Source organism: Duganella sp. CF517 (genome assembly GCF_900110275.1).
Classification (GTDB): Bacteria; Pseudomonadota; Gammaproteobacteria; order Burkholderiales; family Burkholderiaceae_D; genus Rugamonas.
In genome coordinates, this window is record NZ_FODC01000016.1 from 1 (window position 1) to 23,564 (window position 23,564).

Sequence of the window (23,564 nt, forward strand, 5' to 3'; positions counted from 1 at the left end):
TGATAGTGCTGCAACCAGTGTGAAAGTAGGTTATCGTCAGGCTAGTTATATTAAAAAGCCCCTTCCAATGATTTGGTCGGGGCTTTTTTTCGTCCATATCCCGCGTCATACCCAGGTCACATCCCGCCGCTAGACTTGCTTCTTTTTCATTTTGAGGCGCGCTAGCATGAAAACTCTTTCCTTATTGTCGCTCGCGGTGTTTTCCGTCCTGGCCGGCTGCGGTGGCAGCGACAACGAGGCGCCCGCGCGCCAATCGATGACCGGCGTGTTCCTCGATGGCGCGGTTGAAAACCTGGACTATGTCGCCGGCGCCGCCGCCAAAGCCAGCACGACCGCCAAAGGCGAGTTCACGTGTTACGCTGGCGACACCGTCAGCTTCAGTATCGGCGGTATTGCCCTGGGTGGCGCACCGTGCGCCGCCATCATCACGCCGCTGCAACTGGCTGGCGTTACCGACATCAAGGACGTCAAAGTGATCAACCGCTTGCTGGCACTGCAGCTGCTGGACGAAGACAGCGATCCGTCGAACGGCATCAAGCTTGCCGCCGACGTGAAGACCGCGCTGGCCGGCAAAAGCGCGGACTTCGGCGCGTCCGCCTCCACATTTAATACCGCCATGACCGATAACCTGAAAGCCGCCGGCGCCAAATACGCCGCGCGCACCATCGACGACAACCGTCGCGGCCTGGTCCGTGAACACTTTGAAGACACGCTGGCCTCCAAGGTTGGCACGCCGGTCAACGAATCCTTCACGCAGAAGACCCAACTGGGCGATGTGGCCGTCAGCGTGACGCGCTATCAAATCCAGGCGGCCAACAATTTCTACATCCCTTATGAAGGCGGCAATGCCAAGGTCAAGGAAGACTTCCCGCTCGGCTTCCTGCCATCCTACGGCTCGTCGATCGCGTTCAAAGGTATCGCCGCCAACGGCGACCTGGAGTTCTACGGCCTGACCGATCGCGGCCCCAACGGCGACGGTCCGAATCTGCCGTCGTTGAGCGGCACCGGCGTGACCGGCGCCAAGATCTTCCCGTCGCCCAGCTTCACGCCTGCGTTCGGCCTGATCACCGTCGGCAAATCCGGCGCGGTGCTGACGGCGTCGACGCCGATCAAGGTCTCGGCCAACGTCAACGCGTCCGGACTTCCGGTCGCGCCCGGCTCGGTCGGCAACTCGGCCGAGCTGCCGGTGATGGACGTGATGAAGTACGACGCCGCCAGCAAAGCCACGTTCAACTCCGGCGGCCTCGATTCGGAAGCGATCGTGGTCGACAAGAAGCGCAACGCGCTGTGGGTGTCGGACGAATACGGCCCGTTCATCGTCAAGATCGATCCGGCCACCGGCGTTATCCTGAACAAGTACGCGCCCGGCAGCGGTTTGCCGGAAATTTTCCTCAAGCGCCGCGCCAATCGCGGCATGGAAGGCATGGCGCTGGACACCACCACCGACAAGCTGCACGCCTTCCTGCAAAGTCCGCTCTCCGATGGTAACGCGCCGTACGCGGTCACCGGCAAAAACGAAGCGGTCGAACGCTACGCGCGCTTCACCCGTTGGGTCGAGTTCGATCCGGGCACCGGCACGTCCGGCAAGATGTACGCCTATCCGCTCGACGCCGCCGATTACCAGGATGGCCGCACCGGCAACGCCAAGCTGGGCGACGTGGTCGCGCTGGGCAACGGCAAGTTCATCGTGATCGAGCAGGGCGCGGCACCCGGCGGCAAGGTATTCAACAAGCTGATGCTGGTGGAGCTCGGCGCGGCGACCGATATCGCGGCGGCCGCCTATAACGCGACGACGTCGGATCTGGAGAAAAGCAGCATGGGCGGTGCTGCCGTCAACGGCGCCGACTGGAAGTCGGTCGTGACGCTGAAGAAAACCCAGCTGCTCGACCTGAACGCGATCGGCTGGCTGGCGGAAAAGGCCGAAGGCTTGACCATCGTCGACGGCAACACGCTCGCGCTGGTCAATGACAATGACTTCGGCCTCAAGACCAAGGTCTACGACGCGGCCGGCGTGGCAGTGGACGACGCCGACGTCACCAAGTGCAATGTCGATGCGAACGGCGTCATCATCACCAATGGCGCAGCCGGTTGCAACGCGGCCAACACGATCCGCGTCGCCCGGGGCGACGACCGCGAGCGCCCAAGTCGCCTATGGCTGATCAAGTTCACCAAGGCGTTGACGGCGTTTTGACGCGGAAAGGGACGCCGGGCGCGTCCCCGCCCGAGCCCTGGCCCGGCGTCACGATCATGTCATAATTTTATGGGATATTGAAAGTTTGCTCATTACAATATCCGGGACAATTATGCAGATCACCTTGCCGAAAGCTTCCTCCGCCATCCAGGCTTTGCTGGTCGCGGCGACCTTGCCGCTGACCATGCAATCGGCCTTCGCCGCCGATTTCACCATCAACGGCGCCAACAGCACGGTTCGCACCCTCGGCAAGGACGACACCGGCACGGTGACGGCCAGCGGCGCGCTGACGGTCGGCGGCGGCGCGGTGGCCGTGACCATCACCGGTAACAACGCGACCCTCAACAACCAGGGCGTCATCCGCCAGACCGGCAGCGGCCGCGCGGTCCGCGACAACACCGGCGCCACCGGCCTGCTTATCATCAACGGCAGCGCCGCCAACGGCGCGGCCCTGATGCAGACCGCCGACGCCGACGTGATCCAGATGAACAAGGCCAACGCCAGCGTTACCGTGAACAACTACGGCTCGATGATCTCGCTCAACGCCAGCGCCGGCGGCGCCCAGGCGGTCGACTTCAGCTCCATCACCAGCGGGGTCAACGTCGTCAACAACTTCAGCGGCGGCCTGCTGCAAGCGAACGAGGCCGACGCGGTGCGCGCCGGCGTCAACGGCGTAGTCAACAACAACGGCACCATCCGCTCGCTGACCAGCACCGGCGCCAGCAGCGATGGCGTCGATGCCCAAGGCAATACCGGCATCAAGATCGTCAACGGCGCGACCGGCCTGATCGAGGGCGCACGCCACGGCATCACCGGCGGCCAGGACAAGGCCGGCGACAGCTTCGTCATCGACCTGACCAACCTGGCCGGCGGCGTGGTTCGCGGCAGCAACGGTTCCGGCATCAATCTGGACGGCTTCAACAAGAACCAGAGCGCCAATATCATCAATCACGGCAGCATCATCGGCCATGGCGTCAGCGGCGATGGCGACGGACTGGACGTCGATGGATTGGCCACCATCACCAATACCGGCCTGATTCGCTCGGTCAACGCCGTCGGCGCGCCGGCCGACGGCCTGGCTTACAGCGAAGGCATCAGCTTCGGCGGCGGCGCCGTCACCAACAGCGGGACGATCGAAGGACTGGTCTCGGCGGGCAATACCAACGCCGTCGGTCGCGGCATCACCCTGGCCGGTAACGACTTGAGCAACGGCACCCGCGAGGGACTGTACGGCAACGCGACGATCACCAATCAGGCCGGCGGACTGATCCGCGGCCAGAGCGATTCGGCCATCGTCGCCGTCGGCGCCGCCAGCGGTTACACGGTCACCATCATCAACCAGGCCGGCGCCACCATCCAGGGCGGTGGCGCGGCCAACGCCGCGATCAGGACCGGCGCCGACAACACCGTCATCGTCAGCGGCGGCAACATCAACGGCGCCAGCAGCGGCAAGGCCATCGAAATGGGGAGCGGCAACAACAGCCTGACCATCACCGGCGGCGGCATTAGCGGAAGCATCGACGGCGGCGTCGGCGGCGCCAACACGATGGTGGTGCAGGCCGCCGGCAGCTTCGCCTACGCCGGATCGATTTCCCACTTCGACCGCGTCGAATTCAAAAGCGGCGATGTGGTGTTGTCCGGTGTGAGCACCTACTCCGGCGCCACCGTACTGAGCGGCGGGACGCTGACCCTGGACGGCGCCAACCGCATCGCCGCCGGCAGCCAGCTGATCTTGAATGGCGGCGCGCTGCGCCTGACCAACGCCGGCGCGGACGGCCAAGCCTTCGCCAGCCTGTCGCTGCTCGATAGCGCCTCGGTGCGGCTCGGTTCTTCCTCGCTGACTTTCAACGGCTTGGGCGCGGTGGTCGGCGGCAACACGCTGTCCTTTACCGAAGCGGCGACGGGTGGCTACGCCTTCCGCCTGCTGGGCGACTTCTCGGCCGACACCGGCTTTCTGGCGTTGATCGGCATGACCAGCATCAACGGGCAGCGGGCGATGTTCCACTTCAACGGCGCCTACACCGACGTGACAGCCGCCGCCGTGCCGGAACCGGCCACCTACGCCATGCTGCTTGGCGGTCTGGGCCTGATCGGCGCCATGGTCCGCCGTCGCAAGCAAGGGGTTTAGCCGATATCAAAGCGCCCGGGGCGGCGGGTTGTAACCTTCCTAGGGATGAACCTGGAAGGAATTTCCCAATGGAATATGCGCAGCTGACCCCCGGCCGCCGTTTCGCCCCGCTCCACAGCCTGTTGTATTACAGCCAGCGCGTCGTCACGCGGCCCGCGTTGCGCCGCATGGTGGTGCGCGCGCTGAGCGGCGCCTTGCGCCTGCGGCAGGGATCGGGGAAAGAGTTGTACGGCAATACCGCGCAGGAGGAGGCCGCGCTGGCGGACTTGAGCGACAGCGGCTACGCGCCACTGGGAAACTTGCTCGACAATGCGCAATGCGACGAGATCAAGGAATATTTGAAAAACAAATTCCTGTTCGACCGCGACCGTAACCGCGAAGCGTTTACCTTGATGCAGGCGCCCATCGGCGTGCGCGTGGCCGATTATCACTTGCGCGACGTCATCACCTGTCCGCACATCCTGGCGCTGGCCAACAGCCCGCCGCTGCTGGGATTGGCCGCCCGCTACATGGACTGCAAGCCGACGATTTCCGCGCTGGGGCTGCGCTGGTCGTTTCCGGTGGAAGGGGATTGCAGCGCGCTGCAAGCCTTCCACCGCGACTCCGAAGACTGGCGCTATTTGAAGGTGCTGGTCTACTTGACCGACGTCGATCTCGACGCCGGGCCTCACGTCTACCTGCATGGGAGCCACTTGACCCAGGCGCCGATGCGCCTGCGCTTCTACACCGACACCGAGATTTCCAGCGCCTATGGCGCCGACATGCTGTTGACGGCGGTCGGCTCGCGCGGTTTCTGCTTCGCCGTCGATACCGCCGGCATCCACAAAGGCACGGCGCCGGCGCGGCAACCGCGCCTGATGCTGCAGATCCAGTACTCGCTGCTGCCCAGCTACGCCTACAAGTACTCGCCCGAGAGTTATCAGGGGCCGCTGGTCCTGGACCCGTATGTGAATCGCCTGATCGTCAAGCAGCGCGGCTAGCCGTGCCCTTGCTCAGGCTTTCGCCATCCTCCTTGCGCAGCGACCGGAAGGTCAGCGACGACAGCATCGTCAGCACCGCCAGCGTGATGAAGGCGTAGTGCAGCGCCGAGGTCAGCGCCAGGCGGTTCGACTGCGGCAGGTCGCCGAGGAACCAGCCGGTGATCAGCGAGCCGGCGGCCAGGCCAAAACTCATCGACAACTGCTGCATCGAGCTGGCGATGGTGCTGGCCATGCTCGAATCGGCGTTGTCGACATCGGCGTAGGCGATGCTGTTCATGCTGGAGAACTGCAGCGAATTGAAAAAGCCCAGGCATAGGCTGATCATCACGATGACATACAGCGGCGTGCCCTGATGGACCAGCGCGAACATGGCGATGGTCGCGCCGATCAGCAGCGTGTTCACGGTGAGCACCTGGCGGTAGCCGAACCTGGCCAGCACGCGCGCCGAAATGAACTTCATGCCCATCGCGGCGGCGGCGGACGGCATCATCAGCAAGCCCGATTGCCATGCCGGCAGGCCGAGGCCCAGCTGGTACAACAGCGGCAGCAGGAACGGCAGGCCGCCGACGCCGATGCGCGTGACGAAGCCGCCCGCCACCGACACCCTGAAGGTGCGTATCTTGAACAGCGCTAGCCGCAGCAGCGGGAACTTGGCCTCCCGCGCGTGCCATACATAGGCGGCCAGCAGGCTGCAGGCGATCAGCAGCAGCACCGTCGCCGACGTCGCATCGAGCTTGTGTTCACCGAAGACTTCCAGCAACCATGACAGCAAGGCCACCCCGGTGCCGAAAAGGACAAGGCCGATCAGGTCCAGCGGCCGCGCGCCGTCGCCGCGATAGTCCGGCATGTAGCGGTGCGCCAGGAAGATGGCCGCCAGGCCGACCGGCACGTTGACGAAGAAGATGTCGCGCCACGTCAGCCAGTGCACGATCAAGCCGCCGACGGTGGGGCCGAGCAGGGGGCCGATCAGCGCCGGGATGATCACGAAATTCATCGCCGCCAGCAGTTCTGCCTTGGGGAAGGTGCGGATGATGGCCAGGCGCCCGACCGGCATCATCATCGCCGCGCCCAGGCCTTGCAGCAGCCGCGCCGCCACCAGCATCGGCGAGTTGACGGACAACCCGCACAGCACCGACGCCACCGTGAAAATCGCCACCGCCGACATGAAGACGCGCCGGGTGCCGAAGCGGTCGGCCATCCAGCCGCTGATCGGAATCGCCACCGCCAGGCTGAGGATGTAGCTGGTGACGACCGCTTTGAGGCTCAGCGGCGTGACCTGCAGGCTGACCGCCATGCTGGGAATCGCCGTGTTGACGATGGTCGAGTCCAACTGCTCCATGAAGAGGGCGGTGGCAACGACCCAGGGCAGATAGCGCTTGGCGGCGGAAGTAGTCATGCCTTCAATTGTCACATAAAAGGCCGGGGCGGGTCATCAGGCCGGATTGTATGGGACGCCGGATGTCTGTTCGACAACCGCTCCCCAGCGGTCTTCGAACAGGATCTGGTTCAGCGGGCGTCGCTGGTCCCAGCGCTCCAGCTCCAGCATCGGCGCGGTGTAGAACTCCTCCACCTGGCCCACGCACAGCACCGCGATCGGCTGGCTGCCCTCGGGCATGCCGCAAATCTCGCGCAACCTTTGCGGATCGAACATCGACACCCATCCCGCGCCGATGCCCTCCGCGCGCGCCGCCAGCCAGAAGTTCTGCAGCGCGCACGACGCCGACGCCAGGTCCATCTCCGGCATGGTGCGGCGGCCGAATACGTAGTTCTCGCGCTTGTCGGCCAGGCCGACCACCAGCACCTCGGCGCAGGCCAGGATGCCTTCCACCTTCAGTTGCATGAACTCCTCCGCGCGCTGGCCCAACGCCTCGGCGGTCTTGATGCGCTCCTCGTTCACGTGCTGGTGGATGGAGGCGCGCAGCTCAGCGCTGGCGATGCGGATGAAGCGCCACGGCTGCATCAAACCGACGCTGGGCCCGTTGTGCGCGGCGGCGATGAAGCGCAGCAGCTGTCCGTCCTCCAAAGGCCCCGGCTTGAAGTGGCGCACATCGCGCCGCTCGCGTATCGCGCGGTAGACGCCCTCGATCTCGGCGTCGGAAAAAGCGTGCCGGTTCATGGCGCCTTCTTCAGCGCGACCAGGGCGTCGAGCAGCGGCCGGGCGGCGTCGGCGATGCGATCGAGGCTGGCCTCGCGCAGCGCCGAGGTATCGACCGTGTGGTCCGAATGCAGGCCGGCCCAGCGCAGCAGCGCGCCGCTGGCTTCGGGCGTATCGAACAGCCCATGCAGATAGGTACCCAGTATCTGGTCGTCGGCCGAGCGCGCGCCTTCCGGGCGGCCGTCGATCAGGAAGGCGGGCGACGCCAGCGCGCCGCCGGTCGAGGCGCCCATGTGGATTTCGTAGCCTGCCACGGTGGCGCCGGCGGCGTCGAAGGCGCAGGTGCCGCGGACTTGCTCGAGCCGTTTGTCGGCCGTCATCTCGGTGACCATGTCGAGCAGGCCGAGGGCGTCCGACTCGCCGGCCTTGCCCTCGATGCCGAGGGGATCGGTGACGCTGTGGCCCAGCATCTGGAAGCCGCCGCATACGCCGATGACTTTGCCGCCGTAGCGCAGGTGGCGGGCTATCTCCTTCGGCCAGCCTTGCGCGCGCAGCCATTCCAGATCGCCGCGCGTGTTCTTGCTGCCGGGGAGGATGATCAGGTCCGCCTTGGGTATCGGTTCGCCCTGGCGCACGAAATGCAGATCGACGTCGGGATGGGCGCGCAGCGCGTCGAAGTCGGTGTGGTTGCTCATGCGCGGCAGGCTGGGCACCACCACGCGGAAGGCGCCTTTGGATGCCTGCACCGGTTGCACCGCGTCTTCGGCGTCGAGGAACAAGCCGTGAAGGTAAGGCAGCACGGCGAGCACCGGCTTGCCGGTCTGCTGTTCCAGCCACTCCAGGCCCGGCTCCAGCAGCTTGATATCGCCGCGGAAGCGGTTGATGACGAAGCCGATGGTGCGCGCGCGCTCGCTCTCCGACAGGCAGGACAAGGTGCCGACGATGTGCGCGAACACGCCGCCGCGATCGATGTCGGCCACCAGCACCACCGGACAGTCCACCTTTTCGGCGAAGCCCATGTTGGCGATGTCGCGGTCGCGCAGATTGATTTCCGCCGGGCTGCCGGCGCCTTCGACGATCACGCTGTCGTACTGCGTCAGCAGGCGGTCGTGCGATTCCAGCACCGCCTGCATGGCCACGGTTTTGTACTGGTGGTAGTCGCGCGCGTTCATCTCGGCGCGCACCTTGCCGTGGATGACGACTTGCGCGCCGATGTCGCTCGATGGCTTGAGCAGGACGGGATTCATGTCCGTGTGCGGTTCCAGGCCGGCGGCGATGGCCTGCAGCGCCTGCGCGCGGCCGATCTCGCCGCCGTCGGCGGTGACCGCGCTGTTGAGGGCCATGTTCTGCGGCTTGAACGGGACCACGCGCACGCCCTGGCGCTTGAGCAGCCGGCACAGGGCCGCGACCACGGTGCTTTTGCCGGCGTCGGAGGTGGTGCCCTGCACCATCAGGGTCGAATAGGGAAAACTCACTTTAATTCTTCCTGTGCTGGCGCGCCAGTTCGAGTTTTTCGCACAGGATGGTGGTGCCGGCGACCATGCGCGGGCCGGCGCGGTTCAGCAATTCGCCGTCCAAGGTGAACAGGTTGTCGTTGCGCACCGCCTTCATCGTGGTGTACGGCTTCCATAGCGCGACGCCGCCGTAGTCCTTCTCGGCGGTGCCGAAGATCGCCTCCGGGTCCGCCTGCAGCACCGCTTCCACGCTGACCACGGGCGCGGTCGTTTTGAGGTCGGCAAAGATGTTGACGCCGCCGCACAGGCGCATGGCGTCGCTGACGATGGACGCGCCGTTGAGCGTGTAGAGCGGCTTGTCCCACACCTGGTAGAACATGCGCACCGCTGGACGGCTGGAGTACTGTTTGGCCAGCGCCGCGAACTGCTTGCGGATGTCGGCGGCGGCGGGTTGCGCGACGCTGTCGGTGCCCATCAACTGGCCGAGGCGCAGCAGGTTGTCGGGGATGCCGTCCAGTTTCAAAGGCTCGCTGTGGAAAATCGGAATACCCAGCTGGCGCAGCGTTTCGATCTGGCGTTCGGAGCTGCCGTGCATCCAGGCGACGATCAGGTCCGGCTTCAAGGCGATCACCCGTTCCATGTCGATCTGGCGGTTGGTGCCGATGCGTGGAATCTTCTTTGCCGCTTCGGGGAAGTCGCTGTAGGTGACGGCGCCGACGATCCGGTCGCCGCCGCCGGCCGCGTACAGCAGTTCCGTCACATGCGGCGCCATCGCAATGATGCGCTGCGCGGGCTTTTGCAGCGTGATCACGTTGCCGTCGTCGTCGCGCACGCTGATGGCGGCGGCATTGGCGGCATTGGCGTCATGCGTGTAAGCGGCGGCGGTGATGGCCGCTGTGCACAGGCAGAGCGCCGCGAGTTGGTTGGTTTTCATTGGTTGGTCCATTCGTTTAATGCGGTTTGCAGCCGTTGCCAGCCCGCTTCGTCGGGCGGCAGGCCAAGGCGGATGCCGCGCGCGGCCTGTTTGAACAGCCGCACCCAGATGCCGCGTTCGGCCATGTGCTGCCAAAAGGCCTCCGGCCGCGCTTCGCTCCACCACTGGAACAACGGCGTGCCGTTCGACGCGATGCCGTGCGCGGCCAGCAGCTTGCGCAGGCGTTCGCCGCTGGCGTCGAGTTGTTCGCGCGTGGCGGCTTGCCACTGCTGGTCGCGCAGCGCGGCGCTGGCGATATGCTGGGCGGGACCGCTGATGGTCCACGGTCCGAGCAGGTCGGCCAGGCCGCGCAGCAGGTCGGCATGGGCGGCGACGAAGCCTAGACGGATGCCGGCCAGCCCGAAGAATTTGCCGACCGAGCGCAGTACGATCAGCCCCGGTCTGTCGCTATGGGCGGCGACGCTATTGTCTTGCGACGTGTCGCCGAAAGCTTCATCGACGACCAGCCAGCCGCCGCGCGCCGCCAGCTTGTCCGCCCATTCCAGCAGGAGCGCGGCCGGCACCGTGGCGCCGGTGGGATTGTTGGGATTGACGATGACCACGACGTCGTTGGCGGCGACCGCCGCATCCAGTTCGGCATATGGCGTTTGGGTCAGCGTGTGACCGTGATCGCTCCAGTGGTGCGCGTGCTCGGCGTACGACGGCGCGGTGACGGCCACGCGCGACGGCTTGCGCAACCGGGGCAGCGCTTGTATCGCCGCCTGGGTGCCCGCCACCGGCAGCATCAGCGGCGCGTTGTAGTAGGCCTGCGCCGCGCGCGCCAGTTCGGGATCGGCTTCCGGCAGGCGGTGCCACGCGTTGTCCGGCAGCGGCGGCGCCGGATACCAGCGCGGGTTGATGCCGGTCGACAGATCGAGCCAGTCGTCGCGGCCGAAGCGCAGCGCGGCGTCGCGCAGGTTGCCGCCGTGTTCAAGCATGTGCGAACTCCAGGATGAATGCCGCCACCAGCGCGCAGGATAGCCACAATGCCGTGGTGCGCACCACCAGATGCCATGCGCGGGCGATGTCGGCGCCGGTGGCCGGTTCGCCCTGGCCCAGCGGCGGACGTTCTTCGATCTCGCCGTCGTAGACGGCCGCTCCGCCCAGTTGGACGCCGAGCGCGCCGGCGCCGCTGGCCATGACCGGGCCGGCGTTGGGGCTGCTCCAGGCTGGGGCTTGCGCGCGCCAGCACGCCCAGGCGCGCCGCTTGCCTTGCAGTCCCGGCGCCAGCAGGACGTAGGACAGCGCGGTCAGGCGCGCGGGCAGGTAATTGAGCGCGTCGTCCAGACGCGCGGCGGCGCAGCCGAATTGCAGCAGGCGGGGAGTGCGGTAGCCCCACATGGCGTCGAGCGTGTTCGCCATGCGGAACATGACCGCGCCCGGGCCCCCGGCGACGATAAACCAGAACAGCGTGCCGAAGACGGCGTCGTTGCCGTTTTCGAGCAGGGATTCGGCGCTGGCCTTGGTCAGTTCGATTTCGCTGGCGCTGGCGGTGTCGCGGCTGACGATGCGGGCCGTCAGCAAACGGGCGTTGGGCAGATCCTGCCGCGCCAGCGCCTCGGCGATCGGCAGGTTGTGGTCGCGCAGGCTGCGCAAGCCGAGCGCGAAGTACAGCATCACCGCGTGCAGCGCATACATCAACCAGGCGCTCAGCGGCGCAGCCAGCCAAACCAGCAAGGCGGCGCTGGCGGTCAGCGGCAGCACCGCCAGCGCCCAGGCCAGCACACCGCGCCGGAAACGCGAACCGCCGCGATTGAGGCGGCGCTCCAGCGCCATCGCCAGATTGCCGAAGCCGACCAGCGGATGCCAGCGGCGCGCCTCGCCCAGTAAAAAGTCCAGCAGTACGCCGGCCACCATCAACACCGCAACGGCGTAAAAGCTCAACCCTGACAGCACGGCTATCCTTTTAATACCAGCGGCAGGCCGGCGGCGACGAACACCGCGCGGTCGCAGATCGCCGCCACCGATTGATTCAACCGTCCCTGTTCGTCGAGGAAGCAGCGCGAGATGGCGCCGGACGGCATGATGCCCAGTCCCACCTCGTTCGATACCAGCACCACGTCGCTGGTGCATTTGATCAAGGCGCTGGCCAGCATGTCCTGCTGTTCGTGGAACAGCGCCGGCAGCGTGATCTCGCCGACCTCCGGGTACTGCTCGCCGCTGCTGAACAGCAGGTTGCTGAGCCACAGCGTCAGGCAGTCGACCATGATCAGGCGGTCCGGGGACGACCAGCGCAGCAACTGGTTACCGAGGGCCAGCGGCTCCTCGACGGTGGTCCACTCGCCGGGACGGGTGGCGCGGTGGTGCGCGATGCGGGCCGCCATTTCGGCGTCGCCGGCGGTGGCGGTGGCGATGTAGACGACTTCCTTGCCTGATTCTACGGCCAGGCGTTCGGCGTAGGCGCTTTTACCGGAGCGTGCGCCCCCCAGAACGAGTGTACGTGTCATACCGGACTCCTTGAAAACAGGGCGGCGACAGCCGCCGGGTTGGATGGGAAGTAAGCGTGAAAATACGAAGCGGTGAGCGATCCTGCGCGATACCAGGCTTCACCTTGTATTGCGGAGGGATGTTTAATAGTATGCGCCGCCGGCTCCACAGTTGTCGCCAATTTGGAGTAATGGAACGTGTGGCCGCGCAGGATACCCCGTTCCGTGGGGAGCGCCTGCGGCCCCAGGCCGGCCAGGCGTGGCTGCATAGCCACAGTGCCGGTCAGTAGGCCGGCCATCGGCCAAATCGCGCCGGATTGGTCGGCCAGCGTATCGGCCAGCGCCATCATGCCCCCGCATTCGGCGACGATGGGGATGCCCGCCGCGTGGGCGCCGCGTATCGACGATTTCCAGGCGTGCGCGCGCGACAACGCCCCGGCGTGCAGTTCGGGGTAGCCGCCGGGCAGATACACCGCGTCGGCGCCGTCGGGCACCGTTTCGTCGGCCAGCGGCGAGAAAAACGTCAACGTCGCGCCGAGGGCCCGCAGCGTATCGAGGTTGGCGGGGTACAGGAACATGAACGCCGGATCGCGTGCGATGGCGATGGTTTTCCCCGCCAGTGCGGGCAACGGCTCAGGGTCCGTCGCCACGGGAGTGGCGATGTCGATGTTGCGCAGCCGGTCCCACGCCGCTTCGTCGAACACCAGCTGGTCGGCCAGCGTGTCGAGCAAGCCGTCGATGTCGCTCACTTCCCCCGGCAGCACCAGGCCGAGATGGCGTTCCGGCAGCGATCTTGTCTGGCGCGGCATGGTGCCGAACAGCGGAATATCGCGCAGCGACGCGGCCACCATTTTGGCGTGGTTGTCGCTGGCGACGCGGTTGGCGATCACCCCCGCCATGTCGACCGGGCCGTAGTCGCGCAGCCCGTGCACCAGCGCGCCGGCGGTTTGCGCCATCGACGAGGCGTCGATCACCGCCATCACCGGCACGCCGAACTCGCGCGCCAGGTCGGCCGACGACGGCGTGCCGTCATAAAGACCCATGACGCCTTCGATCAGGATCACGTCGGCCTCGGCGGCCGCCCGCGCCAATTGGGCGCGGCACTGCTCCGGTCCGACCATCCACAGGTCCAACGTGCGCACCGGCGCGCCGCTTGCGCGCTCCAGCAGCATCGGGTCGATGAAATCGGGGCCGCATTTGAACACGCGCACCCGTTTGCCCAGGCGAACCAGCTTGCGCGCCAGCGCCGCCGTCACGGTGGTCTTGCCCTGGCCGGAGGCAACGGCGGCGATCAGCAGTGCTTTGACAGAGGCCATTACCACTCGGTCCCGAGTTGCGCGCCGATGCCGGCCTTGAAGGCGTGCTTGACGACTTCCATTTCGGTCACGGTATCGGCGATGGCGATCAGCTCCGGCGGCGCGCCACGGCCGGTGATGACGACGTGCTGCATCGGCGGCCGCGCCAGCAGATCGTTGATCACCATTTCAACGTCCAGGTAGCGGTACTTGAGCGCGATATTGAGTTCGTCGAACACCACCAGGCCGATCTCGGGGTCGGCCAGGAATTTTTTCGCCTGCTCCCACGCCAGCAGCGCTTTTTCGGTGTCGCGCTCGCGGTTTTGCGTCTCCCAGGTATAGCCTTCGCCCATCGTGTGGAAGCTCACCTCGTCGGGGAAGCGGCGCAGGAATGCTTCCTCGCCGGTCTGCATGGCGCCTTTGATGAACTGCACCACGCCGACCTTCATGCCGTGGCCCAGCGCGCGGATCACCATGCCGAAGCCGCTCGAGCTCTTGCCCTTGCCGTTGCCGGTGTTGACGATGATGATGCCGATCTGCTTGTCGGCGGCGGCGATCTGCGCGTCGATGATGGCCTTCTTGCGCTCCATGCGCACGCGATGGCGCTCGTTGAGCGCCGCTGTTTCGGCGCTGATGGCTGCACTGTTGTCTGTATTCTGGTCGGTCATTCCTGGTCCTCGGTGGGGATGAAGATGCTGCGTTTTCCGTGCTGGATGATGTCGATCGGGTGGCCCAGGTAGTCGCTCAGGAGATCGGCGCGCATCACGTCGGCGGTGGCGCCGGCCAGCCAGCGGCCGTCGCCCATCAGCAGCAGCGCGTGGGTGGAGACGCCGTGCGCCAGCGTCAGGTCGTGGCCGATCATGACGGCGGTTTTGCCTTGTTCGCGGCACAGCTGCGACAACAGCTTCATGACGCCGACCTGGTGTCCCAGATCGAGCGCGTTGGCCGGTTCGTCCAGCAGCAGCAGCGGCGTGTCCTGCGCCAGCATGGCGGCGATGGCCACGCGCTGGCGTTCGCCGCCGGACAGCGTGCGCACGTCGCGCGCGGCCAGTTCGGCCACCTCCATCGCCTCCAGCGACCGCATGGCGATGGCCTGGTCTTCGCCGCCCTCCCAATAGCGGTTATCGTGGTAGGGGTGGCGCGCCGACAGCACGGTTTCGATCACGGTGTAGGCGAAGGCGTCGCTGCGGCTTTGCGCCAGGAAGGCGCGCTGGCGCGCCAGTTCGGCCAGCGGCCAGTCTTTCAATGGGCGGCCGCCGATGGCGACGTGGCCGCCGTCCGGCGGGCGCAGGCCGGCCAGGGTGCGCAGCAGCGTGCTTTTGCCGGCGCCATTGCGGCCGATGACGCTCCAGCATTCGCCGTCCTGGACAAGCCAGTTCAAGTCCGCGATCAGCTGGCGCTGGCCGATTTTCAGGGAGAGGTGGTGGGTGCTGATCATATTATTTACGCAGCCGATGCAGCTGGTACAGGAACACCGGCGCGCCGATCAAGGCGGTGACCACCCCCACCGGCAGCTGTTGCGGCGCGATGATGGTGCGCGCCAGCGTATCGGCCAGCAGCAGGTAGCTGCCGCCGGCCAGCGCCGCCGCCGGGATCAGCAAGCGGTGGTCCGGACCGACGGCGAAGCGGCAGGCGTGCGGCACGATCAGGCCGACGAAGCCGATGCTGCCGGCGCTGGTCACTGCGCTGGCGGTCAGCAGGCCGGAGGTGAAGAACAGGCCTTTGCGCAAGGCGCCGACGCGGATGCCCAGGGTGGCGGCCGCTTCCGCGTGCAGCGCCATGACGTTCATGGCGCGCGCATTGCGCAGCGCGAAGATCAGCGCCCCGGCCAGCACCACCCAGGGCATCCAGCGCAGCGGCGCGCCGGACAGGTCGCCGATCATCCAGAACACCATCGTGCGCAGGCGGCTCTCCGGCGCGATCGACAGCATCAGCGTGACCAGCGCCATGCAGGCGGACGACAGGATCACGCCGGTCAGCAGCAGCAGCGCGGTGCCGCCTTCGGCCGCCGCGCCGCCGCGCAGGTCGCGCCGGGCCAGCATGTAGAGCATCATCGAGACCACCACCGCGCCGGCGAAGGCCGCCGCGTCGACCATCCACGCGGCGCACATGAACATCAGCGCGGCCAGCGCGCCGACCGAGGCGCCGGAGGAGATGCCCAGCACATAAGGATCGGCCAGCGGGTTGCGCAACAGCGCCTGCATCATGACGCCGGCCAGCGACAGCGCGGCGCCGGTGACGAAGGCGGTGATGGCGCGGCTCAGGCGCAGGTCGAGCAGGGTGGCCGACAAAGTGGTGGTTTGGCCGTGCAGCAGATCGTTGACCGCTGCGGGAATATCGGAAAGGGGAATCGCGACCGAACCGGTCATGCCCGAGAAAACCAGGCTGGCAAACGCGAACAGGGCCAGGCCGGTCAGGGTGACGGCGGCGCGCTGCTGCAGATTGCGTGAGAAAGAATGCATGCACTACTTTCAGAGGGTGGGAAGCACTGGCAGATTACAGTATTACAAGCTTAAGCAAGACTTAGCGATAACCCCGTAATCCGCCCCACGTGTTTTCGTGTCTATTTATACCCGTAGCGGATACCGGCAAACACCTTCGAACCGGGCGTGTTGTAATACCGTGCCAGATCGTACTGCTTGTCGCCGATGTTGTTCCAGCGGACCAGCGCCGACCAGTCGCGCGAGAAGGCGTAGGTGACGTACAGGTTCACCAGTCCATAGCCGCCCAGGCGATTTACGTTGGCCGCGTCGTCATAGCGGTCGCCCGATACTTCCAGCTCCGCGCCGACCTTGAGCGCGCCGATGCGATAGTCGGCCGTCAAATTGCCGTGTTTCTTGGAGCGGCGCTGCAGGCGTTTGCCGGTCGTCTCATCCTTCGGGTCCTGCAAATCGAGGTTGGCGGCGAGATTGACGCCAGCCAGCCTGGTGGCGGCCGACAGCGTGATCCCCTCCAGCGTCGCGCGATTGACATTGTAGGCGCAGCCGTCCGGATAGCCGCTGCGGCCGAACGGGCATGGCTTGGTATTGACCAGCATGTCGGTCAGACGGTTGCGGTAGTAGCCGGCGCTCAGCGCGTTGACGCCGTCGTCGTAACGCAGACCGATTTCGGCATTGCGGCCTTTTTCCGGCCTGTTGGCCGGATTGCCGTACTCCGGGAAGTACAACTCGTTGTAGGTCGGCGCGCGGAAGCTGGTGCCATAGCTGGCGGTGGCGCGCAGCGCCCGCGTGATGTCGTAGCCGTATCCCAGCGAGCCGGTATTCTGCGAACCGTAGACCGTGTTGTCGCGGCGGGCCCCCGCGCTCAGCAGATTGGCGCCGCGGCGGGCGTTGTACGAGGCGGCGAACGAGTTGGTGTCGCGCTGGCGGTTCAGCACACCGTTGGAACCGTTGCTCTGTACCTCCTCTTCGCGGTGCTCGTACAGCAGTTGCAGCAAGTCGGCGCCGACCTGGACGTCGTTCTGCCACGTGATGAAGCTTTGCTTGGTGTTGATGCGCGAGTAGCCTGCGGCGGTGGCGTTGGTGTGGTTTTCGCCTTTGTCCTTGGTCTCCGAGTATTGCAGCAGGCTGTCCCAGACCGGCAGCAGTTGCGCCTTGGCGTAGACGCTGGCGGTATCGATCACGTTCTTGCTGCGCACGTCGTAGGCGCCGGCGCGCGCGGCGTCGTATTGCGAATCGAGTTTGCTATGCATGAAAAGCGCGCCGGCCTCGTAACCCTTTGCCAGTTGCAGGCTGAATTGACCGGAGACGTTTTCCTTGTCGTAGCCGTCGTCGTCCGGGTTGTACGAGGTCAGGCCGGGACGGGCGGTCGAAAAGCCGTCCGACTTTTCCTTGCCGGCGCTGACCGCGTAGCCGAAGCTGTGCTCACCGCCGGTGGCGCCCGATACCGTCACATCGGCTTCGCGCGTGTTGTCGCTGCCGTAGCCGGCGAAGGCCGTCACCGCCGGGGCGCCCTGGCCCTTTTTGGTGAAGATCTGGATCACGCCGCCGATGGCGTCGGCGCCGTACAGGGAGCTCAGTGGTCCGTAGACGATTTCGATATGGTCGATCGCGGTCAGCGGGATGGCGCTCCAGTTGGCGGCGCCGGTGGTGGACGAGCCGATACGCACGCCGTCGACCAGCACGATGCTTTGATTGCTGTTGGCGCCACGGATGTAGACGTTGGAGGAGCTGCCCGCGCCGCCGTTGCGCGTCACTTCGATGCCGCGCTGGCGCTTGAGCAGGTCGACCACGGAGCCGGCGCCGGTTTCGGCGATTTGTTCGGCCTTGATGGTGACGGTGTCGCTGACGATGTCGGCCAGCGGTTGCGGTCTACGGGTGGCGGTCACCACCACGGTGTCGGCGGACGCCTCGTCGGCATAAGCGCCGGTGTGCGAAAAAACGGCGGCCATCGCCAGTGCCAGCGAGGTCAGTGCCGCCGGGCGGCAGGCCAGGCGGGAGATCGGAAAGGACATGATTTATTTTTCTGTTAGATGCAACCGGCCTACTTCCCCGTGGGCCAGATTGAACAGAAGCGGAAAACCGAGAGATGCGCGCGCACAGTCGGTTCGCCCACTTCCACCTGCTTTGGCCGGTATCCGGGCTGGCAAGTTAGACCATCTCACCTTCCCATGCCAAGCACAGTGGTTGTCAGAGCTGGTTTGTCGCGCGTCGCGCGACACTTGCTTACCGTTGCGGGGGCAGCACACGTGGGCCGCGGGCGGCTTCGTGTTTCCCGTTTAACTGCGCATCCGGACGGACGCGCGGGCACCAAAGCCGGTCATTATACGGGTTTGGTGTGGGACTTGATAATCAGCGAAAAATATATCGGCGGATAACCACTGGCTTTTTTGCTATCATTCTGGCCACCTTGCCGGTGGCTCACCTGCTGTCTTTGGAGTGTCCATGTTCGACCCTCGTATTGTTCCGCCATCCGCTACCGTGACGTTGCGCCCGATGGTTAATCCCCGCCCGCTGGTGCAGGTGGTGCCGCTGTTCGACGGCCATCAGGTCGTCATCGTCGATAACTTCATGACCGAACCCGAGACGATGGTGGAATATGCCGCGCTCCAGCGAGACGATTTCCTCGACTCGCCCGGTAATTACTACCCCGGCCCGGAACTGCCGTTGACGGGACGCTTCGTCTCCAGCGTGCAGGAAGCGTTTTTGCTGCACGCCCGCACGCCGCTCAGGGCACGCCGGGTGCTCGGTACCGCATGCCGCCTGTCGCTGGCGACGAAGCGTCCGGAGCACCTTTTGCAGGGCCAGCGCATGCCGCACCGCGATTCCTACGATCTGGAGCCCATGGAGGGCGTCGGAGCGATGGTGCTGTATCTGTTCAAGGACGAGCGGATGGGCGGCACCAGTTTTTTCAAGCCCAAGTTGCCGGCGGCGGAAATCACCGCGCTGCTGCGAGAACTGAAACGCATGGATCTGGCAGGGGAGGCGCCTGTGCTCACACAGCCGCCCACGTTCGCCATCGCGTCGGACGACCATTTCGAGAAGGTGCTGACCGTCGCGCCCAAATTCAACCGGGCGATTTTCTATAACGGCCAATTGTTCCACTCCGGTCATCTCGCGGCGCCGGAGTTGTTGGTCGATGATCCGGCGCTCGGCAGGCTCACGGTCAACGCGTTCTTCAAGCTTCGCATGGCCGCGACCTGAGATCCGGCGCGGCTTTATTCTAGAATCAGCGTGGCGCCGTAGGCGATATGGTGGGGAGTCCGGGCCGCTTGCAGGGCCATCTCCGGTGCCGGTAATCCCGAGTGGCAGGCGGACAGCAGGCGCATGGCGCCCGCGTGGCAGATGACGATGGCCTCGCCATCGTCGCCCAGCTGGCGCTGGAGGTCGGCGTGGAAGGCGGCGATGCGCGCCGCCATGCGCAGCACGCTCTCGCCGCCGCCGGGCTGGTAATTCACCAGATCCGCGGCCCAGGCATCGACGTCGGCGCGCGGAATGTCGTCCCAGGGGCGCATCTCCCAGTCGCCGAAATGCATTTCGACCAGGCGGGCGTCGTAGAGCGGCGCCGCCGACAGGCCTGCCGCCAGTTCGGCGCAGCGGCGCAATGGACTGGAATAGACGGGCAAACCGGCCGGCAGTTGCGGCGCCAGCGCGGCGAGGGTGCGCGCCAGTTGCGCCGGCGCGACTTGGAGATCGGTGCTCCCATAGCAGACGCCGGCCGCGACGAGCGGTTGGGGATGACGCACCAGTATCAGCCGCATGGCTCAGAAAACCTGAAACGGTGCGCTGGTGTGCAGCCCGGCGAGCACGCACAGGTAGAAGATTGCCTCGGTCACCTGCTGTACCGCGCCGAGGCAGTCGCCGGTATAGCCGCCGATGCGCCGCACGAATTTGCGCGCCAGCCAGACGGTCGCCACCAGCGCCAGGGCGAAGCCGCCGATCAGCATTGTCCACGACAGCCATCCCAGATAGACGAGTATCAGCGCGGGCAGCGAGGCGGTGATGGCGGCGATGGCGAATTCCATGGTGCGCATTTTCTGCGCCAGTGGCTTGGCCTTGCCCTCGGCGCGCGCGTAATCCAGCCGCCAGATCAGCGAGACCGCCATCAACCGCGACATCGGATGCGCCACCAGCAGCGCCGCCAGCACCCCGAACGGCGGTATCTGGGTCAGGATCGCGCACTTCAGCAGCAGCAGACAGAATATGCCGATCGCGCCGTAAGCGCCTATGCGCGAATCCTTCATGATCTCCAGCACACGTTCCGGCGTCATGCCGCCGCCGAAACCGTCGCACATGTCGGCAAAGCCGTCTTCATGGAAGGCGCCGGTGACATAGATGCCGGCAGCGACCGACAGGATGACGGCGATCACGGGAGGGAAGAACTTGAAGGCGATGAGGTAGACCGCGCCGGTGATCAGCGCGACCACCACGCCGACCAGCGGAAAATAGCGTGACGCCTGATTGAGCCAGGCGGGATCGAAGCCCACCCAGCGCGGAATCGGCAGGCGCGTGAAGAACTGCAGCGCGGTGAAGAACAGTCGGAGCTGGTGCACTGGCCCCGCTCCCTACTCGGACTTTTCGCTGACCTGGGCCGATTCGAACGTGGCCATCCGGTTCAGGAAATTGACCGCCGCGTGCAGCAGCGGCAGCGCCAGCGCGCAGCCGGTGCCTTCGCCCAGGCGCAAGCCGAGATTGAGCAGCGGTTTGGCGTCCAGCGCGGCCAGCATTTGTTGATGGCCGTTTTCGTCGGAGCAGTGCGCGAAGACGCAGTAATCGAGGATGGCCGGCTGCAGGCGGGCGGCGACCAGCAGCGCGCTGGTGACAATGAAACCGTCGATCAGCAGCACCTTGCGCAGTTCCGCCGCCTTCAGCATGGCGCCCGCCATCATGGCGATTTCCAAGCCGCCGAAGGTGGCCAGCACGTCGAGTGGCTCGTTGACGGCTTCGTGCCGGGCGACCGCCGCTTCGATCACGCGCTGCTTGTGCAGGATGCCGTCGGCGGAGAGGCCGGTGCCGGCGCCCACGCAATTGGCGACGGGGATGCCGGTCAGCTTGTGCATCAGCGCGGCGGCGGCGGTGGTGTTACCGATGCCCATTTCGCCGAAGCCGACGACATTGCCGTCCAATTCCGCGGCCAGCACCATGCCGGCGGCCAGCGCGGCTTCGCACGTGGCGTGGGTCATTGCCGGCTCCCGCGCGAAGTTGTGGGTGCCGTTGGCCAGCTTGCGGTCGGTCAGACCGGCGCGCGGGCCGAAGTCGTGATTGACGCCGGCATCGATGACGAACAGTTCGCAGTGATTCTGCTCCGCGAAGACGTTGATGGCGGCGCCGCGCGCCAGGAAGTTCTCCACCATCTGCCACGTCACGTCCTGCGGATAGGCGGACACGCCTTCGGCCACGATACCGTGATCGGCGGCGAAGACCAGGATCGCCGGCTGCGTCAGCGCGACTTCGCGGCTGTTTTGTATCAGGCCGATTTGCTTGGCCAGCGACTCCAGCACTCCCAGGCTACCCAACGGTTTGGTCTTGTTGTTGATGGCTTGGTCGAGCAAGGCACTCAGCGCATCGTTAGTGGTAGGAGGGATGGTGGGGAGAATGAACATGGCCTGCTTAGTGATCGGGGAAGTGCTTATTCTACCCCGCCCGCCATCGTCGGCCTTCCATCATGCGTTGGCGCCGTTATCGATCGTCCACGCGGCGCCGGTGACAGACTGCGCCTGGGGCGACGCCAGGAACGCGACCACGCCAGCCACCTCGGATGGCGCTGCGTATGCGGCGCCACCGGTTGCCATCAGATTGCGCTGGGCGCCCGCGTGCGGTCCGTCGGCCGGATTCATATCGGTGTCGGTGGAGCCGGGATGGACCACATTGACCGTGATGCCGCGCGGGCCAAGGTCGCGCGCCATGCCTTGCGACAGGCCGGTCAGGGCGGCTTTGCTGGCGGTGTAGATGCTCATTCCCTGGCCCGGCGCGCGCACCGCCAGGTTGCTGCCGATCGAAATGATCCGGCCCCCGGATGCCATAGCGGCGGCGACGGCTTTCGATGCCACGAACGCGGCGCGCAGGTTGATGGCGATCGTGTCGTCGAAATCGCCGAGCGTCAGCGTATCGATGGTACCCGGACGGTATATGCCGGCGTTGTTGACCAGGATGTCGATGCGACCGAAGGCGGCGATCGTTTGCGCCACCGCCGCTTCGACTTCGCCGGCGGACTTGTTGTTGGCGCGGATGGCCAGCCCTTTGCGGCCACGCCCTTCAATGGCGGCCAGCGTGGCTGCGGCGCCGCCTTCATCGCTGGCGTAGGTGAAGGCCACGTCGGCGCCGTCGTCGGCCAGACGGACGGCGATGGCGGCGCCGATGCCCCGGCTTGCGCCGGTCACCAGCGCGATTTTCTGAGCAAGGGGATGCATGGTCGTTTCCTTTGTGTGTCGATCGTTACAGAAATATCTCAAACATCCGGATAGCGGTCAAGCGATTTGTGTATCATTCGATATAAAATTTATTCAGAGGGATATCGATGACTACGCGAGGACGTCCACGGGGATTTGATCGTCAAGAAGCGCTGCGCCAGGCGATGAGGGTGTTTTGGGCGAAGGGCTACGAAAACACCTCGATGACCGATTTGATCGACGCGATGGGAATCGCGTCGCCCAGCCTGTATGCGGCGTTCGGTAGTAAGGACGGGCTGTTCCATGAGGCGGTATCGCTTTACGCGGCCGAGCAGGGCTGCGATATCTGGGAGTCGCTAGAGCGCGAGCCCGGCATTGAGGCGGCGATAAGCGCTTTCCTCGAAACGACCGCTCGTACATATAGTACGGAAGGGCAGCCGCAAGGCTGCATGATCGTGCTCGGCGCGCGGCCGGGCCCGCAGGGCGAAAGCGCGGTCGCCGACGACCTGCGCGTACGCCGTTGCAATAGCGCGAATCTTCTTCGACAGCGTTTTGCCAGAGCGCTTGAAGACGGCCAACTGCCGCCGACCTGCAATCCGGACAGTCTGGGGACTTACTTTGCCAGCGTCCAGCATGGCATGTCGATACTCGCCAGGGATGGCGCCGACTATGAGACGCTGCGAACGGTTGCGCGCCTGGGCGTGCAATCGCTTTCGGCCATCATCAACAGCAAATAGGCCTTGTCAGGCCACTGCCGCTTTGCTATAGTTCGCCCCCTCGCAGAACGACGCACACAAATGCGGCGTGACACGAAGAAGATGAAGAAAAAGAAGTGCTTGACGAAATATTCGAAACGCCTCATAATCTTGCCTCTTCGCTGATGAACACAACGCTTCTTCAGCAAGCAGTAACAAGCAGTACCGAACAAAGTTCTTTAAAAATTAACAGTCGATAAGTGTGGACGTTTGATGAAAGTGCACGCGGGACTTCGGTTCCGCGATACTTAAAATATCAAATGTTCACAAGAAGTAATGAAATAGGCGCTACGAAAGTAGTGGCCTGTCAGTATTTTGAGTGAGCGACCTCTTAGCAATAAGAGAGCCGGTAAAACGGCAAAAGTAACAGAGATTAAACTGAAGAGTTTGATCCTGGCTCAGATTGAACGCTGGCGGCATGCCTTACACATGCAAGTCGA

At 65.2% G+C, this 23,564-nt stretch carries 21 protein-coding genes, 1 rRNA gene and 1 riboswitch; of the genes, 6 read left to right on the forward strand and 16 right to left on the reverse strand.

The window, feature by feature from the left end:
* The first annotated feature begins 166 nt into the window (after window positions 1-166).
* The 3 genes from BMX85_RS29505 (at window position 167) to BMX85_RS29515 (ending at window position 5,299) form a co-directional block, all read left to right on the forward strand.
* Window positions 167-2,191 carry an esterase-like activity of phytase family protein gene (locus BMX85_RS29505; RefSeq protein ID WP_090328316.1) on the forward strand — a complete coding sequence of 675 codons (2,025 nt, stop codon included), beginning with the start codon at window positions 167-169 and terminating at the stop codon, window positions 2,189-2,191.
* A gap of 112 nt (window positions 2,192-2,303) precedes the next feature.
* Window positions 2,304-4,319, forward strand: a complete 2,016-nt coding sequence (locus BMX85_RS29510; RefSeq protein WP_090328321.1) for a beta strand repeat-containing protein — start codon at window positions 2,304-2,306, stop codon at window positions 4,317-4,319.
* A gap of 68 nt (window positions 4,320-4,387) precedes the next feature.
* Window positions 4,388-5,299, forward strand: a complete 912-nt coding sequence (locus BMX85_RS29515) for a phytanoyl-CoA dioxygenase family protein (protein ID WP_090328325.1) — start codon at window positions 4,388-4,390, stop codon at window positions 5,297-5,299.
* Here BMX85_RS29515 and BMX85_RS29520 read toward each other — a convergent pair.
* From BMX85_RS29520 to BMX85_RS29575, 12 genes are all read right to left on the reverse strand, one after another.
* Complete coding sequence (locus BMX85_RS29520; protein WP_090328330.1) at window positions 5,283-6,695, reverse strand: DHA2 family efflux MFS transporter permease subunit; 1,413 nt, start codon at window positions 6,693-6,695, stop codon at window positions 5,283-5,285. The two genes, BMX85_RS29515 and BMX85_RS29520, sit on opposite strands and share 17 nt — an antisense overlap.
* A gap of 36 nt (window positions 6,696-6,731) precedes the next feature.
* Entirely contained in the window at window positions 6,732-7,415 is a 684-nt protein-coding gene (bluB, locus tag BMX85_RS29525) for a 5,6-dimethylbenzimidazole synthase (protein WP_090328334.1), read from the reverse strand.
* Window positions 7,412-8,845 (reverse strand): cobyric acid synthase, encoded by a 1,434-nt coding sequence (locus BMX85_RS29530; protein ID WP_177196915.1) that lies wholly within the window; start codon window positions 8,843-8,845, stop codon window positions 7,412-7,414. The genes bluB and BMX85_RS29530 overlap by 4 nt, the downstream gene beginning before the upstream one ends.
* 25 nt (window positions 8,846-8,870) lie before the next feature.
* On the reverse strand, window positions 8,871-9,782 hold the full coding sequence (locus BMX85_RS29535) for a cobalamin-binding protein (RefSeq protein WP_090328341.1): 912 nt from the start codon (window positions 9,780-9,782) through the stop codon (window positions 8,871-8,873).
* Window positions 9,779-10,759 (reverse strand): threonine-phosphate decarboxylase CobD, encoded by a 981-nt coding sequence (cobD, locus tag BMX85_RS29540; RefSeq protein WP_090328345.1) that lies wholly within the window; start codon window positions 10,757-10,759, stop codon window positions 9,779-9,781. Before cobD ends, BMX85_RS29535 begins: the two co-directional genes overlap by 4 nt.
* Window positions 10,752-11,717 (reverse strand): adenosylcobinamide-phosphate synthase CbiB, encoded by a 966-nt coding sequence (cbiB, locus tag BMX85_RS29545; RefSeq protein WP_090328348.1) that lies wholly within the window; start codon window positions 11,715-11,717, stop codon window positions 10,752-10,754. Before cbiB ends, cobD begins: the two co-directional genes overlap by 8 nt.
* Window positions 11,718-11,719: 2 nt before the next feature.
* Window positions 11,720-12,268, reverse strand: a complete 549-nt coding sequence (gene cobU, locus BMX85_RS29550) for a bifunctional adenosylcobinamide kinase/adenosylcobinamide-phosphate guanylyltransferase (RefSeq protein ID WP_090328356.1) — start codon at window positions 12,266-12,268, stop codon at window positions 11,720-11,722.
* The gene (locus BMX85_RS29555) at window positions 12,265-13,563 is read right to left on the reverse strand and encodes a cobyrinic acid a,c-diamide synthase CobB (RefSeq protein ID WP_090328364.1); all 1,299 of its coding nucleotides are present in this window, start codon (window positions 13,561-13,563) and stop codon (window positions 12,265-12,267) included. Before BMX85_RS29555 ends, cobU begins: the two co-directional genes overlap by 4 nt.
* Entirely contained in the window at window positions 13,563-14,210 is a 648-nt protein-coding gene (gene cobO / locus BMX85_RS29560; RefSeq protein WP_090328368.1) for a cob(I)yrinic acid a,c-diamide adenosyltransferase, read from the reverse strand. Before cobO ends, BMX85_RS29555 begins: the two co-directional genes overlap by 1 nt.
* Window positions 14,207-14,980: an ABC transporter ATP-binding protein gene (locus BMX85_RS29565; RefSeq protein WP_090328372.1), complete on the reverse strand. Its 774-nt coding sequence runs from the start codon at window positions 14,978-14,980 to the stop codon at window positions 14,207-14,209. The genes cobO and BMX85_RS29565 overlap by 4 nt, the downstream gene beginning before the upstream one ends.
* A 1-nt stretch (window position 14,981) precedes the next feature.
* On the reverse strand, window positions 14,982-16,004 hold the full coding sequence (locus tag BMX85_RS29570; protein WP_090328375.1) for a FecCD family ABC transporter permease: 1,023 nt from the start codon (window positions 16,002-16,004) through the stop codon (window positions 14,982-14,984).
* 101 nt (window positions 16,005-16,105) lie between these two features.
* Window positions 16,106-17,995, reverse strand: coding sequence for a TonB-dependent receptor domain-containing protein (locus BMX85_RS29575; RefSeq protein ID WP_090328379.1), 1,890 nt, complete (start codon window positions 17,993-17,995; stop codon window positions 16,106-16,108).
* Window positions 17,996-18,091: 96 nt separating this feature from the next.
* Window positions 18,092-18,310, reverse strand: a riboswitch (cobalamin riboswitch).
* Between the two features lie 115 nt (window positions 18,311-18,425).
* Here BMX85_RS29575 and BMX85_RS29580 point away from each other — a divergent pair.
* Window positions 18,426-19,184, forward strand: coding sequence for a DUF6445 family protein (locus tag BMX85_RS29580; protein ID WP_143068115.1), 759 nt, complete (start codon window positions 18,426-18,428; stop codon window positions 19,182-19,184).
* A gap of 14 nt (window positions 19,185-19,198) precedes the next feature.
* Here the strand turns inward: BMX85_RS29580 and BMX85_RS29585 are convergent, their stop codons facing one another.
* Genes BMX85_RS29585 through BMX85_RS29600 form a run of 4 tightly spaced genes read right to left on the reverse strand, consistent with a single transcriptional unit; the run spans window position 19,199 to window position 22,390 of the window.
* Complete coding sequence (locus BMX85_RS29585; protein WP_090328387.1) at window positions 19,199-19,741, reverse strand: histidine phosphatase family protein; 543 nt, start codon at window positions 19,739-19,741, stop codon at window positions 19,199-19,201.
* A gap of 3 nt (window positions 19,742-19,744) precedes the next feature.
* Window positions 19,745-20,533, reverse strand: coding sequence for an adenosylcobinamide-GDP ribazoletransferase (locus BMX85_RS29590; protein WP_090328391.1), 789 nt, complete (start codon window positions 20,531-20,533; stop codon window positions 19,745-19,747).
* A 12-nt stretch (window positions 20,534-20,545) separates the two neighbouring features.
* On the reverse strand, window positions 20,546-21,583 hold the full coding sequence (gene cobT / locus BMX85_RS29595) for a nicotinate-nucleotide--dimethylbenzimidazole phosphoribosyltransferase (protein ID WP_090328395.1): 1,038 nt from the start codon (window positions 21,581-21,583) through the stop codon (window positions 20,546-20,548).
* Window positions 21,584-21,643: 60 nt separating this feature from the next.
* Window positions 21,644-22,390 carry an SDR family NAD(P)-dependent oxidoreductase gene (locus BMX85_RS29600; protein WP_090328398.1) on the reverse strand — a complete coding sequence of 249 codons (747 nt, stop codon included), beginning with the start codon at window positions 22,388-22,390 and terminating at the stop codon, window positions 21,644-21,646.
* Between the two features lie 164 nt (window positions 22,391-22,554).
* On the opposite strand from BMX85_RS29600, the gene BMX85_RS29605 reads away from it, so the two are divergent.
* Together BMX85_RS29605 and BMX85_RS29610 are read left to right on the forward strand one after the other, a co-directional pair.
* Window positions 22,555-23,106: a TetR/AcrR family transcriptional regulator gene (locus tag BMX85_RS29605; protein ID WP_255372407.1), complete on the forward strand. Its 552-nt coding sequence runs from the start codon at window positions 22,555-22,557 to the stop codon at window positions 23,104-23,106.
* Between the two features lie 393 nt (window positions 23,107-23,499).
* A 16S ribosomal RNA gene (locus tag BMX85_RS29610) occupies window positions 23,500-23,564 on the forward strand; the annotation flags it as partial.

What these genes read in the sequence shown, in the direction of transcription:
- cobO (WP_090328368.1), bottom strand. Translation starts at nt 14,210, where the DNA reads ATGACCGACCAGAATACAGACAACAGTGCAGCCATCAGCGCCGAAACA.
- bluB (WP_090328334.1), bottom strand. Translation starts at nt 7,415, where the DNA reads ATGAACCGGCACGCTTTTTCCGACGCCGAGATCGAGGGCGTCTACCGC.
- BMX85_RS29580 (WP_143068115.1), top strand. Translation starts at nt 18,426, where the DNA reads ATGTTCGACCCTCGTATTGTTCCGCCATCCGCTACCGTGACGTTGCGC.
- BMX85_RS29565 (WP_090328372.1), bottom strand. Translation starts at nt 14,980, where the DNA reads ATGATCAGCACCCACCACCTCTCCCTGAAAATCGGCCAGCGCCAGCTG.
- BMX85_RS29600 (WP_090328398.1), bottom strand. Translation starts at nt 22,390, where the DNA reads ATGCATCCCCTTGCTCAGAAAATCGCGCTGGTGACCGGCGCAAGCCGG.
- BMX85_RS29575 (WP_090328379.1), bottom strand. Translation starts at nt 17,995, where the DNA reads ATGTCCTTTCCGATCTCCCGCCTGGCCTGCCGCCCGGCGGCACTGACC.
- BMX85_RS29520 (WP_090328330.1), bottom strand. Translation starts at nt 6,695, where the DNA reads ATGACTACTTCCGCCGCCAAGCGCTATCTGCCCTGGGTCGTTGCCACC.
- BMX85_RS29510 (WP_090328321.1), top strand. Translation starts at nt 2,304, where the DNA reads ATGCAGATCACCTTGCCGAAAGCTTCCTCCGCCATCCAGGCTTTGCTG.
- BMX85_RS29570 (WP_090328375.1), bottom strand. Translation starts at nt 16,004, where the DNA reads ATGCATTCTTTCTCACGCAATCTGCAGCAGCGCGCCGCCGTCACCCTG.
- cobT (WP_090328395.1), bottom strand. Translation starts at nt 21,583, where the DNA reads ATGTTCATTCTCCCCACCATCCCTCCTACCACTAACGATGCGCTGAGT.
- cobU (WP_090328356.1), bottom strand. Translation starts at nt 12,268, where the DNA reads ATGACACGTACACTCGTTCTGGGGGGCGCACGCTCCGGTAAAAGCGCC.
- cobD (WP_090328345.1), bottom strand. Translation starts at nt 10,759, where the DNA reads ATGCTTGAACACGGCGGCAACCTGCGCGACGCCGCGCTGCGCTTCGGC.
- BMX85_RS29535 (WP_090328341.1), bottom strand. Translation starts at nt 9,782, where the DNA reads ATGAAAACCAACCAACTCGCGGCGCTCTGCCTGTGCACAGCGGCCATC.
- BMX85_RS29515 (WP_090328325.1), top strand. Translation starts at nt 4,388, where the DNA reads ATGGAATATGCGCAGCTGACCCCCGGCCGCCGTTTCGCCCCGCTCCAC.
- BMX85_RS29585 (WP_090328387.1), bottom strand. Translation starts at nt 19,741, where the DNA reads ATGCGGCTGATACTGGTGCGTCATCCCCAACCGCTCGTCGCGGCCGGC.
- BMX85_RS29605 (WP_255372407.1), top strand. Translation starts at nt 22,555, where the DNA reads ATGAGGGTGTTTTGGGCGAAGGGCTACGAAAACACCTCGATGACCGAT.
- BMX85_RS29505 (WP_090328316.1), top strand. Translation starts at nt 167, where the DNA reads ATGAAAACTCTTTCCTTATTGTCGCTCGCGGTGTTTTCCGTCCTGGCC.
- BMX85_RS29530 (WP_177196915.1), bottom strand. Translation starts at nt 8,845, where the DNA reads ATGGTGCAGGGCACCACCTCCGACGCCGGCAAAAGCACCGTGGTCGCG.
- BMX85_RS29555 (WP_090328364.1), bottom strand. Translation starts at nt 13,563, where the DNA reads ATGGCCTCTGTCAAAGCACTGCTGATCGCCGCCGTTGCCTCCGGCCAG.